This window comes from Halolamina salina, from assembly GCF_042678005.1.
GTDB classification, from domain to species: domain Archaea; phylum Halobacteriota; class Halobacteria; order Halobacteriales; family Haloferacaceae; genus Halolamina; species Halolamina salina.
This window is the reverse complement of the sequence record NZ_JBHUDH010000144.1, coordinates 7,250-22,335: the sequence shown is the minus strand read 5'-3', so window position 1 is coordinate 22,335 and position 15,086 is coordinate 7,250. Positions and strand designations below refer to the sequence as shown.

Sequence of the window (15,086 nt, the reverse complement as noted above, 5' to 3'; positions counted from 1 at the left end):
CGACGTGGCCGTCGGCGACCCGCCCGAGGGCGCCGCCGAGTTGGACGCCCGGCGCGGGAGCGACGCCGCGCCCGCGCTCCGGGAGCGGGAAATAACGCTCTGGGACGTGATGGAACTCTCCGCCGACCCCGACGACGGCGTGCCCGACACGAACGCCGCGGAGTGGATCGAGGGGTTCCCGCGGACGTTCGACGCCGCCGAATCGATCCTTGCCGACGACGGTCCCGTCCTCAACCGGGCGGCGCGCTGTTTCCTCCGGCAGTTGGCGGCGGAGCCGGACACACTCGTCTGGACCAACCACGGCGAGGAGACTGCACAGGAGGTCCGCGAGCGCGCCGAGACGGCACTGGCCGAGGTTGAACGGGGGGAATCGCTCGATCCGGCCGAGGAGTTAGCCGAAGCGTTTGTCGAGGAGGGGATCAATCCCGGGACGACCGCGGACCGCGTCGCCGCGGCGCTGTTCGTCGCGCTCGAACGGGGGCTGACGGTATGAGCGACGGGGGCGAGCCAACGGGCGACGGGGACTGGACTCCCGAGAACGACGCGCCCGACGGCTGGCCGGTCCCGCTCCGGGGCGTGACCGAGTCCGTGATCGCGACGATGGGACCGAACGGCCTGTGGAACCTCGCGGCGCTCGGCCTCCACGCCGGCGATCCGGTGACCGCACGGACGTACGGGAACACGCGAACGCGCCGGAACTTCGAGCGCCGCGGCGGCGGGGTGGTGCAGTTCGTGGCCGACCCGCGGCCGTTCGTCGACGCCGCGCTCTCGATCCGCGAGGCGTCGGAGCCGGTGCTGCCCAGCGCGGACGCGTGGGTCGAGGTGGACGCGACGCTCGTCGACAGTTGGACGGAAGCGGGGACGACGATCCGCGAATGGGAACTCACGCCCGGCGAGAGCGAGGTCGTCCGCGAAGACCCGACGACGATCAACCGCGGCTTCGGCGCGGTGGTCGAGGCGACGGTCGCGGCCTCGCGGCTGGGCGTCGCGGGGTTCGACGACGCCGACCTCCGGGAACGCCTCGACTTCCTCGCGGGCGTGGTCGAGCGTGCCGGCGGCGCCCGCGAGCGCGAGGCGATGACCCGGATCGAGGAGTACGCCGACTGGGACCGACCGGGGAACTAAGGCCGCTCCCGGCGACCCGGTACGCATGAACGACAGCGCCCGACCGACGAGCCAGTTCGCCGTCGAAGGGACCGAGGAACCCAAGGAGACGCTGCTCTGTGGGTTCGCGAGCTACGGGCTCGCCGGATTGACCGCCGTCGACTTCCTGATCGACCAACTCGAACTCACGGAGACGGGCCACGTCTCGGCCGAGGGGATGCCGAGCATCACCCCCTTCGAGAACGGGCAGCCCACCCACCACACGCGGCTGTTCTCCCGGCCGGACCTGGAGCTGACGCTGCTGAAGAACGAGCTGTTCGTCCCGCCGGAGCTGAGCGGGCCGTTCGGCGAGGAGATCCTCTCCTGGACCGAGCGCCACGGCGTCGAGGAGGTTGTCGTCGTCGACGCGGTGCCGATGCAGCACGGCCCCGACGACCACCGGACGTACTACGTCGCGACCGACGACTACCGCGAGCGACGGCTCGCCGACGCGGAGATCGAGCCGATGTCGCGGGGCTACCTCGACGGCGTGACGGGCGCGCTGGTCGAGCAGGGGATCGACTCGCCGCTCGCAGTCGGGGTGTTCCGCACGCCCGTCCACGACCAGACGCCCGACATGGAGGCCGCGATCAGGCTGATCGAGACGGTCGACGAGCTGTACGACCTCGACGTGAACACCGAGCCGCTGCAGGCCTTTGCCGACGAGATCCGGCGCTACTACGAGGAACTCGCCGAACGCTACGAGGCCGCCGCCGAGAAGGAGGAGGCGTTCGCCGACCGGATGTTCATGTGATTGGCAGAGTTATTGTCCGGGAGGTCCCTGTTGAATCCGATTAGTTCGAAATCATTTGTGGAAAACAGCCAGTAAGTTGGGTTGCGTATCAATCGTCGTCCCGTTGCTTGCGGGCTTCGAGAGCGATCTCCTCGTGTTTTGGGAACCAGTCAGGGACCTCTTCAACCTCCCAATACTGAAGGGCTTCACCCTCGTGCGAGAGTTGAAGCGTCCCGTCAGTGACGGTGCAGAGATACGGGAGTAGAATCGTCGTATACGGATGCACCGAGTTCGGTTCGAGTCGGTACGCTCCCAACAATGTTTCAGGCCGAATACTGAGGCCTGTCTCCTCGTGAGCTTCACGGACGACGGCCTCTTCAGGGGACTCGTGTATTTCCATTGCTCCACCCGGTAAGCACCAAAGTCCGCTTTCCGGGCGTTTCATGAGTAATATCTGCCCCTCTTCGTCGAATAGAATGGCGTCGACGCCGACTTTTGGAGTGACTTGCCCCATCTCTGCCGCCATATCTTCCCGGATTTCTTCCGAAGGGACGCCTACAGTTTTACCGTAGTACTGGCTGACGAGTTCGAGAATCCGTTCGTAGCGCTCCTCATCGTATGGATTATCCGCGAAGTTCAACCCTGTCCTGCCGATAGCTCGCAATTCATCTAGGAGACTAAGCAACTGCATTCGTCGTCGTTCAGTACGTACATCCGATAAGTGTACTCCCTGTACATAACGAGTAGATTGACGGATCTATTGGCTACTGGGGGTTTCAACAGATTCCCGACGAGAACGAACTACCGGACGACGCCGACGGGGAAAGTCAGTACCTTTAACGCGGCGAGTACGCACCTATCCAGTCATGGAACGCGTAGACGTCGCCATCGTCGGCGGGGGGCCGGCCGGCACCGCGGCCGCCCACGCCGCGGCCGAACACGGCGCCGACGCGGTGGTGCTGGAGAAGGGAGTCCCGCGTGAGGACCGCTCGGGGCTGGGTCCCGACTCCACCGACGCCGCCGGCATCCTCGACTACTGGGTCGACATCATGGGCATCCACCCCGACGAGATGCCCGACGGGGTAGTGCAGAACGTGCTCGACCGCGCGGAGTTCCGCGGGCCGAACACCGCCTGTAACCTCCGCTCGACCGGGATCGAGTCGTCGTACGACGAGTTCGGCTACACCTTCCACCGGGCGCGCTTCGACGACTTCCTGCGTTCGCGCGCGGAGGAGGCGGGCGCCCACTACCGCACCGACGCGTCGGTGAAGGGCGTCCTGACGGAGGCACACGACCACCCGCGGCACACGATCGCGCTCGCGAACGGCGAGGAGGTCGGCGCCGACTACCTCCTGCTGTGTGACGGTCCCCAGCGCACCGTCACGATGGGCGTGCTCGACGACTACCTCCCGGAGCGGCGCGGCTCGGAGGTGCTCTCGCCGCCGACGGCCAACCACATCGCCTACCAGGAGTACCGGAAGTTCCCCGAGGAGATCTACGAGGAGGTGAAAGACGCCATCGTGTTCTGGTGGGGGCTGATGCCCGGCCACACCGCCTACCCGTGGATCTTCCCGAACCAGGACCGGGTCTGCCGGGTCGGGCTGACGATGCCGATCGGGATGGACATCGACGAGGTCGAGGAGCGCGAGAAGTACGACCTGCTGCGCCCCGAGGACGACAGCATCCCGCAGGGCGCCACCTACATCGAGCGCCTGCTCGAACGCGAGTACGGCGACGAGTACGACCTCGAGGACTTCCCGAGAGTCGAGGACGCGGGCAAGAGCCGCGGCACCGAGACGTACCCGATCTCCTCGACGCGGCCGATCGAGTCGCCCGTCGACGCCGGGATCGCGGTCTGTGGCGGCGCGATGGGGACCACGTCGGCGTTCCACGAGGGCGGCGACCACCTCGCGGTCCGGACGGGCGCGATCGCCGGCCGGCTCGCCGCACAGGATCGGCTGGGCCACTACAACCACGAGTGGCGCGACGCCATCGGCGACGAGGTGCTGCGGAACGTCTCGCTCGCGGAGCTGGTCCGCGGGTGGGGGCCGGATCAGTGGGACAAGGTGTTCCGCGTGGGCGAGGAGATGCTGGCCGAGGAGGGCGCAAACGAGATGCTCTCTTGGAGTCCCAAGGCGGGGCTACGCGGGGCGAAGCTGCTCGCGGAGTACAAGCTCGTCAAGTTCCGGAACCGGAACCGATACGTCCAGCTGACCGCCGACGAGTACAGCTACTAGCGGAGAACTACGCTTCGGCTTCCTGCGCGGCGGCGCCGGCTTCCTTCCGCGTGATGTAGCCCGCGATGCGGTTGCGGACCTCCTTGGACTCGACGTTCGTGAGCGCGGAGACGCTCTCCTTGTTCGTTTCGAAGTTCTGGTTGAACGACTCGGGGTACTTCTCGAGCAGGATCGTCCCCAGCTGTTTGACGTACTTCGGCTTGATTGCCATACGGTTGGATTCCCCGGAGAGCCACTAAAGCGATTCGTTCCGAGCCAAGGGGCTGGGTCCCGAACCCACTCGGATAGAGTTATGCCGCGCCGGTCCCGCGGACGTAGTAACATGGAGGTCGAACTGCTGGAGGCCACGGAGGACCCGGAGGAGGTAATCTGTCGGGCCGCACGCAACGACTACGCGTCGGCGTTCGTCGGCGACCAGACGTTCGAGGAGACGATGGAGACCGTCGACGGCGACGACCTCGAGGCGAAGAAGGAGACGCTGATCGGCCACCTACTGAGCCACGGCCACTTCGGGCCGTTCGAGCACCCGCAGGCCACGTTCGCGATCGAGGGGATGTCCCGATCGTGCATGGCCCAACTCACCCGCCACCGCCACGTCTCCTTCGACGTCCAGAGCATGCGCTACGTCGCGTTCGACGACGTGGACCCCGAGGACGTGGGCGACGGTGAGATGGTCGTCACACCGCCCTCCGCGACCGATCCCGACTGGATCGGCCGCAATCAGCAGAGCGGTACCGTCGACGAGGTAACCGTCGAGGAACGCGAGCAGGTGTTCCGCGACTCGGTTCAGCGGTCCGTCGAGGAGTACCAGCGCCTGCTGGAGCTGGGGATGCCGCCCGAGGACGCCCGGTTCGTGCTGCCGATCGGCACCGAGGTCAACGTCGTGATGAGCATGAACGCCCGGACGCTGATGCACGTCGCCGACATGCGCGCCGCCGCGGACGCCCAGTGGGAGATCCGCGGGCTGACCGAGCAGGTGCTCGACTACGCCGCGGAGTGGTGTCCGGTGACGTTCGACTACTACGAGGAGAACATGAAGAACCGGAAGAACCGCCTCGCACCGTAGCCAACGCCTTTTCCCGCTACTCGCCGTAGCGCCGGTGATGTACTCCGGCGCCCGGACAGTCGCGCTCTGTCTGCTCCTCGTTCTCGCCGGCTGTGGCGGCGCCCCCGTCGGGACCGACAGCGAGGGACGGATGGCGACCGAGACGGCCACGCCGGCCACGCCGTCGACCGCGATCGACGCGCCGCCATCGGCGACGCCCAAGCCCGACGGCGTAGAGGTCGAGGTGATCGACGTCGTCGACGGCGACACGATCGACGTGCGCTACCTCAACGGCAGCGAGGACACGGTTCGCTTGCTCGGCGTCGACACGCCGGAGGTCCACGCCGAGACCGACCCCGCGGAGTTCCCCGGCGTCCCCGAGACCGAGGCGGGCCGGAACTGCCTCCGCGAGTGGGGCGAGCGCGCCAGCCAGCACGCGAAAGACGAGCTGATCGGCGAGACGGTGACGCTCTCCTTCGACGAGAACGAGCCCCGGCGGGGGTACTACGGCCGGCTGCTCGCGTACGTCCACGTCGACGGCGACTCGTTCAACTACGGCCTGCTCACGCGGGGGCTGGCCCGCCGGTACGACAGTTCGAACTTCCAGTACCGCGAGCGCTACGGCACCGCCGAGGGGATCGCACGCGGGACCGACGCCGGGATCTGGGGGGCCTGCGCCACCGACGACCCGCAGACGGCGACAGAGACGCCCATCCCGATCGCCGACGGCGGCCCGCCGCTGTGGATCAGCGAGATCAACGCCGACGCCGCGGGCGACGACCGGGAGAACCTCAACGGCGAGTACGTCACGTTCGGCAACGCCGGCAACGAGACGCTCGACCTCGCGGGGTGGACGGTTCGGGACGAAGCGGGGCACGTCTACACCTTCCCGGAAGGCGCCGAAATCCCGCCGAACGGGACGATCACGCTCCACACCGGCAGCGGCGAGGACGGCGACGGTGCCTACTACTGGGGGCAGGGCAGCCCGGTCTGGAACAACGGCGGCGACACCGTGATCGTCCGGAACGAGAGCGGCGAGACGGTAATCGAACGCGAGTACGACGGCTGACCGGACCGCAAGCCACATTCCGCGACGGCGCCCAGCCACGGGTATGCACTCGGCCGTGATCATCGCCGGCGGGCGATCGACTCGCTTCGGCGACGAGGACAAGGCGACCGCGCCGCTGGCCGGCACACCGATGATCCGCCGCGTCGCGGATCGACTCGAACCCGTCGTCGACGAGGTGGTCGTGAACTGCCGGGACGACCAGCGCGCGGCGATCGAAGACGCGCTCTCGGGCTACGAACAGCCCACCAACTTCGCGCTCGATCCCGAGACGGATCAGGGGCCGATGGCGGGGATCCGCAACGGCTGCCGGGCCGCGACGGGCGAGTACACCGCCGTCGTCGCCTGCGACATGCCCTTCGTCGACCCCGACGCGATCAGCTACCTGTTCGACCGCGCGAGCGGCGAGATCGAACCGCCAGCAGACGCCGACGACGAAGGAACGCCGCCGTTCGACGGCGCGGTGCCGCGGCTCGGCGACGGCTGGTACCAGACGACGCAGGCGGTGTACCGGCCCGACGCGATGGCCGACGCCTGCGACGCCGCGCTGGAGCGGGGCGACCGGAAGATCCTCGCGCCGCTGGAGGACCTGACCTACGCGGTCGTGAGCGAGGCCGAACTGGAGGCCGTGACCGATCTCACGACGTTCGAGAACATCAACACGAAGGCGGAGTTCGACGAGGCCGCCGCGCGACTGGAGTAGCTACTCGACGATTTCGCGAACCTCGGCGTCGACCATCCGCGCGAGCACGACCCGCGGGACGATCGATCGGTCGGCGTGTTCGAGCACCGCGTCGGCGATCTCGCGGGCCGCTTCGAGGTCTCCCTCGTCGTCGACTTTGTTCACCAGCGGGATCGCCGTCGCGCCGGGCGGAACGCCCCGGAGGCCGCCGTCGGGGCTCGCGAGCACTCGCCCCACGACCTCGGGGGTGATCTCGTCGCCGACTTCGATTCCTGCAACGGCGGCGACGCGTTCCGGGCGGTGGACCAGCTCCTCGGAGAGCGGTTCGCCGACGACGTGGGCGCTGGCGACCGGGATCACGGTGTCGGCCTGCTCCGGGATTCGTGGCTCGTTCGCGCCGGGCGCCTTGAAGTCGCGCATCCGGGCGCCGTCGGCCTTGACGAGGACCGGCCCGTCGTGGGCCGCCCCGATCTCGTCGACCGTGTCGGGCTCGTAGCCGCGGTAGCGGTCCTCGAACTCCCGTTCGGGGACGAGACCGAGCGGCCAGTCGTCGGCGGTGACAAGCGTCGCGAGCGGGTCCTCGGTCACTTCGACGCGGGCGACGTGGGGGTCGAAGATGGGGATGCGGACGGTGGCGGTAACGACCGCGCGGTCGCTCTCGGCCGCCAGCGCGTACATGGTGGTCTTCTTGCCGCCGGCGCCGACGACGCAGACCAGCCCCTCGGCGTCGAGGGCGGCAGTGAGTTCGGACATGGAACGAGGTGGGGCCGCGAGGGGCCAAACAGTTTCGGGACGGGGATCAGACGACTTCGCCGACCGTCGCGAACTCGACGCCGGGCTTGGCAGCCATATGTTCGATCAGCTCCCGGAGCATCGACGGCCGGGGGCTGCGGCCGCTGACCTGCGGGTGGAGCGTGAGGACGTACACTCCGCCCTCGCCGGATCGCGTCCCCTCGTACTGCTCGTACATCCAGTCGAACTGCCGGCGCCAGTGGTCGAACACCGCGGCCTCGTCGGCGAACGCGCGGTTGCCCGAGAACGCCAGCGCGGGGTAGTCGTCGCGCTGCCACGACACGGGGACCTCAGTGATCCCCACCGGCTCGCCGACCTCGTACGGCTCGTCGACGGGCGCGTGCTCGTCGGTCAGTTCGTACGGTTCGAACTCCCGGGCCATCCCGCTGGAGGAGTACTCGAAGCCGAACTCCCGGAGGATCGACACCGTGTATGGCGAGAAGTCCCACGAGGGCGAGCGGTAGCCCGCGGGCGGGGAGCCAGTGAGGGACTCGATGCTCTCGATCCCGCGGGCCACGTCGGCGCGTTCGGCCTCGCGGCTCTCGTACTCGCCGGGCGGCGTGTGACTCCAGCCGTGGTGGCCGATCTCGTGGCCGGCGTCGACGACGCGCTCGCAGGGCTCGGGGAAGGAGTCGATCGTGTGCCCCGGGACGAACCACGTCGCCGGCACGTCGAGGCGGTCGAACAGGTCGCCGGGCCGCGGCGCGCCCACCTCGGCGCCGAAGCGGCCGCGGGAGCGCTGGACGGGCGAGTCGCCGAACTCGCCGGCGTGGAGCCACGGCGAGACGGCGTCGAAGTCGACGGTGAGACAGACGGTGGCGCGGGCCATACGGACGCCGGGGGACCAGAACGGCATAAATCCTCGAACCGACCGGGGCGGCCTCGGCTGCCCGCACCGCCTCATGCGGCGACCCCAGATCGCCAGCAGCGATAGGGGTTGTAAAATCCCGCTTAGGCAGGGTTTTTCAGTCGGGGGGGCGTACCAATAGTCGATGACCGACAGCGAAGCCGTCTCTGCGGCGGAGGGTTCCCGATGAGAGGAAACGACCAGCAGGCCTACGACCGCGGGACGTCGCTGTTCTCCCCGGACGGCCGCATCTACCAGGTGGAGTACGCCCGCGAGGCCGTCTCGCGCGGCGCACCCAGCGTGGGCGTTCGGACGGAGGAGGGCGTCGTTCTCGCCGCACAGGCCCAAGCGAGCTCGGAGCTGATGGAGTCCGAGAGCATCGAGAAGATCCACAAGCTCGACGACCACATCGGCGGCGCCTCCGCCGGCCACGTGGCCGACGCGCGCCAGCTGATCGACTTCGCCCGCCAGATGGCCCAGAGCAACCATCTGCGCTACGGCGAGGCGATCGGCGTCGAGACGCTCACCAAGTACATCACCGACCACATCCAGGAGAACACCCAGATGGGTGGGACCCGGCCGTACGGCGCCGCGCTCCTGATCGGCGGGATCGAGGGCGGCGTCGAGGGCGAGAAGGGCACCCCGCGCCTGTTCAGCGCCGACCCCTCGGGGACGCCCCACGAGTGGAAGGCCACCATCATCGGCGGCGGCCGCGAGGAGATCCAGGGCGTGCTCGAGGACGGCTGGTCCGACGACCTCAGCCTCGACGAGGGGCTTAACCTCGTGCTCCGCAGCCTGCGCGAGCACGAGGAGGAGATCGAAGCCGATTCGCTCTCGGTCGTCTCGATCACGATCGACGACGGCTACGAGACGTACGAGACCGAGGAGATCGCCGAACTGCTCGGCGCGCTCGAGGACGAGTCCGACGACGACTCCGAGGAGTAACGCACCCCCGATCTCCCGCCGCGGACCGCTTCTCGCCGCCACCCGACGCTTTAGGTAGTGGGCGCCACCACCGACAGCCATGCAGCTACTCGAAGGCGGCACGGTAGTCGACGCCGAGGGCGCGCGGGCGGCCGACGTACTGATCGACGACGGCANNGGCGACGCGAGCGACGAACAGCCCGACGAGCGCGTCGACGTGTCGGGACAGTTCGTCGTGCCGGGGATGATCGACAGCCACGTCCACCTGATGATGGACGCCCGCCCCGACGCCGAGAGCGTACAGGGCGACAGCGAGGCGACACTTGCCTACCGCGCCGCCGAGACCCTCCGGAATCAAGCCGAGGCCGGCGTCGTCGCGACCCGGGATCTCGGTGCGCCGGCGACGGTCGCCATCGACGCCCGCGAGGCGGTCGCGAACGACACCCTCCTCGGCCCACGCGTGCAGGCCGCGGGACAGAACGTCGTCATGACCGGCGGCCACGGCCACTGGTTCGGTCGCGAGGCCGACGGTCCCGACGAAGTCCGGAAGGCGGTCCGCGAACAGCTCAAGGCCGGCGCCGACGTGATCAAGTGCATGGCCACCGGCGGCGTGCTGACGACGGGCGCTCAGACCGGCGCGCCCGAGCTCACGCCCGAGGAGCTGAAGGCGCTCGTCGACACCGCCCACACCGCCGGCCGACCCACGGCGGCCCACTGTCACGGCACGCAGGGGATCAAAAACGCCGTGCGCGCAGGGATCGACAGCGTCGAGCACGGGACGTTCATGGACGAGGAAGCCGCCGAGCTGATGGCCGACCGCGACACCTACTGGGTGCCGACGCTGTCGGCGCTGAAGGGAATCGTCGAGAACAGCGACGCCGGCATCCCGAAGCAAGCCGTCGAGAAGGGACAGGACGCCGCCGAGCGGATGGCCGCCGCGTGGGAGTACGCGCTCGACGCCGGCGTGCCGATCGCGATGGGGACCGACGCGGGCACGCCGTTCAACGAGCACGCCGACGTCGCCCACGAGCTCGCGTACATGGTCGAGTACGGCCTCGACGAGCGCGGCGCGCTGGAGGCCGCGACGATCAACGCCGCCGACCTGCTCGGCCTCGACGACACGGGACTGGTCGAGAAGGGGTACCGCGCGGACCTGCTGGTGCTGCCCGAGAACCCGCTCGAGGACGTGCAGGCGTGGCAGTCGCCCGAGCGGGTGTACCTCGGCGGCGAGCGGCTCCAGTAGGGCGTCGACGCCCCCTCGTGACCTGCGAATCCGCCACACGGCGGCGAGGAAACGCAACGGTTTTACGTTCTACCCGAATACAGTTGGATGCGAAGCGCTCTGGTGGTGTAGTCCGGCCAATCATATCACCCTCTCACGGTGATGACCTGGGTTCGAATCCCAGCCGGAGCATTTCTCTCGACGCTAACCGTCTAACAGCGGTACTCTCTGTCGACGAACCTCCGTACTCGCAGGGGTACGGACGACCGTCCCGACGGAGGAAACGAATCTTTATACCCTCGCCGTGGCCATTCTTCGCTAACGGAGCGTACCATGGCATCGACGATCTACCTCGTGAGTGCGGCGCTGATGGCAGTCCTCCTCGTCGCCGTCGTGGCGGCGACGGTAGGTCGGGGCTGGAAAAAGTACACGCCGGGGCTGCAGCACGATCAGTCGGTCTGGAGCTCCCTCGCCGGCAGCGAGTCGGCGTGGACGCTGGCGTCGATCGTCGTCGCGCTCGCGGTCGGCGGCGGCGCGACGCTGTTCGTGAGCGGGGACTCCTTCTCCGGATCGATCGTCGCCGTCGGCGGCGCGGCGGTCGGCGTCGCGCTGGCCGCGGCGTTCGTCTTCTACCTCTTCTTCGGCACCTACGCGGCCGCGAAGTCGCGTGGGTACCGACGCGCGGCGGCCGTGATGGCCGGCTCGTGGGTGCTGGGCCTGCTGGTCGTGCTCGTGATCACGGTGAACCTGCTGACCGGCGCCTGAGCCGGTTGCGAAACGTTCCTGTAGCTCCCGACCCGAGTTCCGGAGAGACGTGAGTACACACCGCCAGCGCTCGGTGTCGGCCCGTCACCGGGACGACGCCCGCCGACTCGCAGCGTCCGTCCGATCGGCCGTGGCCGGCACGGGAACGCGCTGGCTCGCGGTGCTGCTGTCGGTGACGCTGTTCGCGGCGCCGGCCCGCGCCCACGGCGGCCCGGGGATCACTTCGGGCAACGTCGACACGCCGACGTGGCTGTTCCTGATGACCGGCGGCGGCGTCGTCGCCGTCTCCTTCCTGCTCACCAGCTTCGTCACCGACCGCGACCTGCTCGAGTCCTACCACGACCGCCGCGTGTCGATCCCCGGCGGCGCAGCGATCCGCCGGTGGGGTGGGCCTGTCGGCGGCGTGGTCGGCCTGCTCGGTCTCGCCGGCGTCGTCGCGACGGGCGTGTTCGGCCCGCCCGAGGCTGCGCGGAACTTCGCGGTGCTGCTGGTCTGGGTCGTCTGGTGGGCGGGGTTCACCGCCAGCACCTACCTCGTCGGGAACAGCTGGCCGGCGCTCGACCCGTTCGGCCGCCTCGCGGCGCCGCTTTCCGGCGACGGCGCGGTCTCGCTACCCGACTGGGTCGGGCGCTGGCCCGCGGTCGCCGGGCTGCTGCTGCTCGTCTGGCTGGAGGTCGTCACCGCGGTGGCGTCGAACCCGACACAGCTGACCGTCGTCGTCGGGGCGTACATCGTCGCGACCGTAGCCGGGAGTGCGCTGCTCGGCCACGAGACGTGGCGAAAACAGATAGACCCGATATCGGGCGTGTTCGAGCTGTACGGCCGCGTCGCGCCGATCCAGCGCACCGACGACGGTCTCGAACTGGCCGCGCCCGGCGCGGCGCTGGCCGAGACGGACGCCGACGCGACGACGGTCGCCAGCGAGATCGGCTTCGTGATCGCGCTGCTGTGGGTGACGACGTTCGACGGGTTCGTCGCGACCCCGGGCTGGCAGTCGATCGCGGCGCCGGTCGTCCGGGCGGGCGTGCCCGCGGAGCTGGCGTACTTCGGGGCGATGCTCGGCGGCTACGCGCTGTTCTTCGGCGTCTACTGGGGCGCTTCCAAGCGCGTGCGGATCAGCGGGAAGACGTACCGCTCGGCGCCGCGGATCGCCGCCGCGTTCGCGCCCGCGCTGGTGCCCATCGCCGCGGGCTATCACTTCGGCCACTACTTCCCGTACTTCCTGACCCAGCTCCCGGCGTCGATCGTCGTCACTCTGAGCCCGCTGTCGCCGCCGTTCGCGCCGCCGGTGCTCGGGCTGCCGGGGTGGATCAGCTGGGTCGGCCCGGTCGCGGTGCTGTCGGGCCACCTGCTCGCGGTGTGGGCCGCCCACGCCCGGGCGTTCGACCTGTTCACCGGCCGGCTCCAGCCGATCCGGAGCCAGTACCCCTACGTGGTCGTGATGGTGCTGTACACGATCACGGGGCTGTGGCTGCTCGCCCAGCCGACCATCGACGCACCCTTCATCTGACCATGAGCGACCAATCCACCACAGATCGAGCCGAGGCAGCGTTCGCGGTCGACGACGACGCCGAGCGCTGTCCGTACTGCGGCCGCCCGTTCGCCACCGAGCACCTCCACGCGCTCCACCTCGGCGAGGAGCACGCCGACGCGCTGACCGAGGACGAGGCCGAGCGCTACGCCGCGGCCGACGATCTGGAGAGCGACGAGCTGTTCAAGTTCCACATCAAGGTGCTCGCGGTGCTGACGCTGATCTCCTTCGTGTTCCTCTACAGCTACACGTTCGTCTGGACCTGAAACGGGGCGTCAGGCCTCGTGGAGCGTCACGTCGACCTCGCCGTCCTCGGCCGTGACGGTCATCATCGTCGCCCGCTCGGCGGGGTCGGCGCCGGTCACCGATCCCGGATTGAGCACGCGTACACCCTCGTGGACGGTGTCCTCGACGACGTGGGTGTGGCCGCCGATACCGACGACCGTCTCGCCCGGCTCGGTCCGGCCGCGCGCTCGGGCCGTGTCCGCGACGGCGTCGGCCCACTGCTCGCCGCCGAGGACGAGTCCGGCGTCGCTCTCCAGCCGTGCCTCGAACGACGTGATCTCGCCTTCCTCGCCTACCTCCATCTCCGTATCCACGCTCGCCGCGTCGACGGCCGCAGCGACGGGGTTGATCGTGCCGTGGGTGACGACGAACGTGACGCCCTCGAACGTGACTGCCGCCACCGCGGGGAGGCCGAGGTCCTCGGGGTCGACGTTGCCGTGAACGGCCGTGAGTTCGGCGGCGAGGTCGCGCACGTCGTCGAGCACGTCGGCCGTCTCGAAGTCACCGGCGTGGATCGTGTGGTCCGCGGCCGCGACGCGTTCGCGGAACTGCGAGGGGAGGGCCGCTTCGCGTTCGGGGACGTGACTGTCGGAGATGACTGCGAACTCCATGTCCCCTTGTTGTCAGGACCCGGAATAACGGTTCCGGCGGGTAGAGGAGCGTTACCACACTGTACTTCGAAAAAGTCGCGACCGCGACGGCGCCTTACTGGATCGAGTACGACGCCGCGACCGTGAGCGCCAGGAAGCCGACGAAGCCCAGCAGCATCACGTACGTCACCGAGCGGGGCTCCCAGACGAGATGCTGGAAGTAGCCCGCGACCATCACCGCCTTGATCAGCGAGAGGGCGGTGATCAGGCCGAGCGCGAGCAGGTAGCTGTTCTCGAGCAGGCCGATCTGCTCGACGCCGACCTGCATCGTCGCGATGACGAACAGTGCCACGTAGATGCCGGTGTAGAGTTTTGTTCGTGCCATTGGTCTAGACGATGTAGAACATCGGGAACAGGAACAGCCACACGATGTCCACGAAGTGCCAGTACAGCCCGAAGTACTCCAGGGGTTCGTCGTCGCCGTTGACGTACGCGCCGTTCCAGGCACGCCAGATCAGGTAGGCCGTGACGAGCAGCCCCGCGATGACGTGGCCCATGTGCAGGCCCGTCGTCAGGAAGTACGTCGAGGCGCGCACGCTGGAGTCGAGCGCGATCGGCGCGTACTCCTCGGTCCCCTGGAACAGGACGACCCACTCGATCGCCTTGTTCACGAGGAACGCCAGCCCGAGCAGGAACGTCACGACGAGGCTTGCGACGACGCCCTTCCGACTGCGCTTCTGGGCGGCGACCAGCGAGAGGATCACCGTGAACGAACTGGTCAACAGCAGGTACGTGTTGACCAAGCCCGGGATGGGGTTGTGCGGCACCGGGTGCCAGTGCGTCCAGCCGTAGGCCACACGCAGGAAGATGGCGGCACCGATGAACGCCCCGAACAGCACCACGTCGGAGGCCAGGAACACCCACATCCCCATCTTCGTGTTCTCGACCCCGCCGAACGGCCACGTCTCGCCGAAGCCGCCCTCGTGGGCGGTGAAGTTCTCGTAGCCCATGAACGAGACCGAGCCGATCAGGCCGAGCACGCCGAGCACCGAGGACGCGGCGTAGAACGTCCCTTCGAGGCCGGCGGGGAAGCTCCCGGTCTGGAGGCCGGAGAAGCCGATCGCCGTGATCACCGTGAACAGGCCGATCGCGAACGGCCAGTGGCTGGCGTGGTCGACGTGCCCGCCGTCGTCGTGTGCCGACTCGAGTGCGGCCGCGTGGCCG

19 protein-coding genes and 1 tRNA gene (1 of these 20 cut by a window edge) are annotated in these 15,086 nt (G+C 68.7%); 13 read left to right on the top strand and 7 right to left on the bottom strand.

Annotation, left to right across the window (positions count from 1 at the left end; all coding sequences use genetic code 11):
* The 3 genes from ACFR9S_RS12520 to ACFR9S_RS12510 all read left to right on the top strand — a co-directional run.
* A partial coding sequence (locus ACFR9S_RS12520) for a triphosphoribosyl-dephospho-CoA synthase (RefSeq protein ID WP_379818796.1) occupies positions 1-493 on the top strand: 493 nt, incomplete at its 5' end.
* Positions 490-1,125 (top strand): DUF447 domain-containing protein, encoded by a 636-nt coding sequence (locus ACFR9S_RS12515; RefSeq protein WP_379818795.1) that lies wholly within the window; start codon positions 490-492, stop codon positions 1,123-1,125. The genes ACFR9S_RS12520 and ACFR9S_RS12515, both read left to right, overlap by 4 nt.
* 25 nt (positions 1,126-1,150) lie before the next feature.
* Positions 1,151-1,897, top strand: a complete 747-nt coding sequence (locus tag ACFR9S_RS12510; protein WP_379731295.1) for a proteasome assembly chaperone family protein — start codon at positions 1,151-1,153, stop codon at positions 1,895-1,897.
* A gap of 88 nt (positions 1,898-1,985) precedes the next feature.
* Here the strand turns inward: ACFR9S_RS12510 and ACFR9S_RS12505 are convergent, their stop codons facing one another.
* On the bottom strand, positions 1,986-2,567 hold the full coding sequence (locus ACFR9S_RS12505) for an NUDIX hydrolase N-terminal domain-containing protein (protein WP_379731296.1): 582 nt from the start codon (positions 2,565-2,567) through the stop codon (positions 1,986-1,988).
* 175 nt (positions 2,568-2,742) lie between these two features.
* On the opposite strand from ACFR9S_RS12505, the gene ACFR9S_RS12500 reads away from it, so the two are divergent.
* Positions 2,743-4,113, top strand: coding sequence for an NAD(P)/FAD-dependent oxidoreductase (locus ACFR9S_RS12500; protein ID WP_379731297.1), 1,371 nt, complete (start codon positions 2,743-2,745; stop codon positions 4,111-4,113).
* A gap of 7 nt (positions 4,114-4,120) precedes the next feature.
* On the opposite strand, the gene ACFR9S_RS12495 is transcribed toward ACFR9S_RS12500, so the two are convergent.
* A complete protein-coding gene (locus tag ACFR9S_RS12495) occupies positions 4,121-4,324 on the bottom strand; it encodes a 30S ribosomal protein S17e (RefSeq protein WP_379731298.1) in 204 nt (67 codons plus the stop codon).
* A gap of 111 nt (positions 4,325-4,435) precedes the next feature.
* Here ACFR9S_RS12495 and thyX point away from each other — a divergent pair, with 111 nt between their 5' ends.
* The 3 genes from thyX to ACFR9S_RS12480 are packed head-to-tail and all read left to right on the top strand — an operon-like array spanning position 4,436 to position 6,927.
* Complete coding sequence (thyX, locus tag ACFR9S_RS12490; RefSeq protein WP_379731300.1) at positions 4,436-5,179, top strand: FAD-dependent thymidylate synthase; 744 nt, start codon at positions 4,436-4,438, stop codon at positions 5,177-5,179.
* A gap of 34 nt (positions 5,180-5,213) precedes the next feature.
* The gene (locus ACFR9S_RS12485) at positions 5,214-6,227 is read left to right on the top strand and encodes a lamin tail domain-containing protein (RefSeq protein WP_379731301.1); all 1,014 of its coding nucleotides are present in this window, start codon (positions 5,214-5,216) and stop codon (positions 6,225-6,227) included.
* A 43-nt stretch (positions 6,228-6,270) separates the two neighbouring features.
* Positions 6,271-6,927: a molybdenum cofactor guanylyltransferase gene (locus ACFR9S_RS12480; RefSeq protein ID WP_379731302.1), complete on the top strand. Its 657-nt coding sequence runs from the start codon at positions 6,271-6,273 to the stop codon at positions 6,925-6,927.
* Here the strand turns inward: ACFR9S_RS12480 and yqeC are convergent, their stop codons facing one another.
* Both yqeC and ACFR9S_RS12470 read right to left on the bottom strand, forming a co-directional pair.
* Positions 6,928-7,659, bottom strand: a complete 732-nt coding sequence (gene yqeC, locus ACFR9S_RS12475) for a selenium cofactor biosynthesis protein YqeC (RefSeq protein ID WP_379731303.1) — start codon at positions 7,657-7,659, stop codon at positions 6,928-6,930. It lies immediately after the preceding gene.
* Between the two features lie 46 nt (positions 7,660-7,705).
* Positions 7,706-8,527: a polysaccharide deacetylase family protein gene (locus ACFR9S_RS12470; protein ID WP_379818794.1), complete on the bottom strand. Its 822-nt coding sequence runs from the start codon at positions 8,525-8,527 to the stop codon at positions 7,706-7,708.
* 204 nt (positions 8,528-8,731) lie between these two features.
* Here ACFR9S_RS12470 and ACFR9S_RS12465 point away from each other — a divergent pair, with 204 nt between their 5' ends.
* The 6 genes from ACFR9S_RS12465 to ACFR9S_RS12440 all read left to right on the top strand — a co-directional run bounded on the left by ACFR9S_RS12465 (position 8,732) and on the right by ACFR9S_RS12440 (position 13,253).
* On the top strand, positions 8,732-9,490 hold the full coding sequence (locus ACFR9S_RS12465; RefSeq protein WP_379732135.1) for an archaeal proteasome endopeptidase complex subunit alpha: 759 nt from the start codon (positions 8,732-8,734) through the stop codon (positions 9,488-9,490).
* 79 nt (positions 9,491-9,569) lie between these two features.
* Positions 9,570-10,712 (top strand): metal-dependent hydrolase family protein, encoded by a 1,143-nt coding sequence (locus ACFR9S_RS12460; protein WP_379818793.1) that lies wholly within the window; start codon positions 9,570-9,572, stop codon positions 10,710-10,712.
* A gap of 96 nt (positions 10,713-10,808) precedes the next feature.
* Positions 10,809-10,883 (top strand) — tRNA-Glu (locus ACFR9S_RS12455).
* A gap of 141 nt (positions 10,884-11,024) precedes the next feature.
* On the top strand, positions 11,025-11,456 hold the full coding sequence (locus tag ACFR9S_RS12450) for a hypothetical protein (protein ID WP_379818792.1): 432 nt from the start codon (positions 11,025-11,027) through the stop codon (positions 11,454-11,456).
* Between the two features lie 49 nt (positions 11,457-11,505).
* On the top strand, positions 11,506-12,966 hold the full coding sequence (locus tag ACFR9S_RS12445; protein WP_379818791.1) for a hypothetical protein: 1,461 nt from the start codon (positions 11,506-11,508) through the stop codon (positions 12,964-12,966).
* A 2-nt stretch (positions 12,967-12,968) separates the two neighbouring features.
* Positions 12,969-13,253: a DUF7410 domain-containing protein gene (locus ACFR9S_RS12440; RefSeq protein ID WP_379732409.1), complete on the top strand. Its 285-nt coding sequence runs from the start codon at positions 12,969-12,971 to the stop codon at positions 13,251-13,253.
* Between the two features lie 9 nt (positions 13,254-13,262).
* On the opposite strand, the gene ACFR9S_RS12435 is transcribed toward ACFR9S_RS12440, so the two are convergent.
* From ACFR9S_RS12435 to ACFR9S_RS12425, 3 genes are all read right to left on the bottom strand, one after another.
* The gene (locus ACFR9S_RS12435) at positions 13,263-13,883 is read right to left on the bottom strand and encodes a metallophosphoesterase family protein (protein WP_379732408.1); all 621 of its coding nucleotides are present in this window, start codon (positions 13,881-13,883) and stop codon (positions 13,263-13,265) included.
* A 94-nt stretch (positions 13,884-13,977) separates the two neighbouring features.
* Positions 13,978-14,247: a cytochrome C oxidase subunit IV family protein gene (locus tag ACFR9S_RS12430; RefSeq protein ID WP_379732407.1), complete on the bottom strand. Its 270-nt coding sequence runs from the start codon at positions 14,245-14,247 to the stop codon at positions 13,978-13,980.
* Positions 14,248-14,251: 4 nt separating this feature from the next.
* On the bottom strand, positions 14,252-15,086 hold the 3' portion of the coding sequence (locus tag ACFR9S_RS12425; protein ID WP_379818790.1) for a cbb3-type cytochrome c oxidase subunit I. It continues 1,682 nt past the right edge of the window; 835 of the gene's 2,517 nt are visible here — the last part of the coding sequence; its start codon lies off the right edge, out of view; its stop codon occupies positions 14,252-14,254.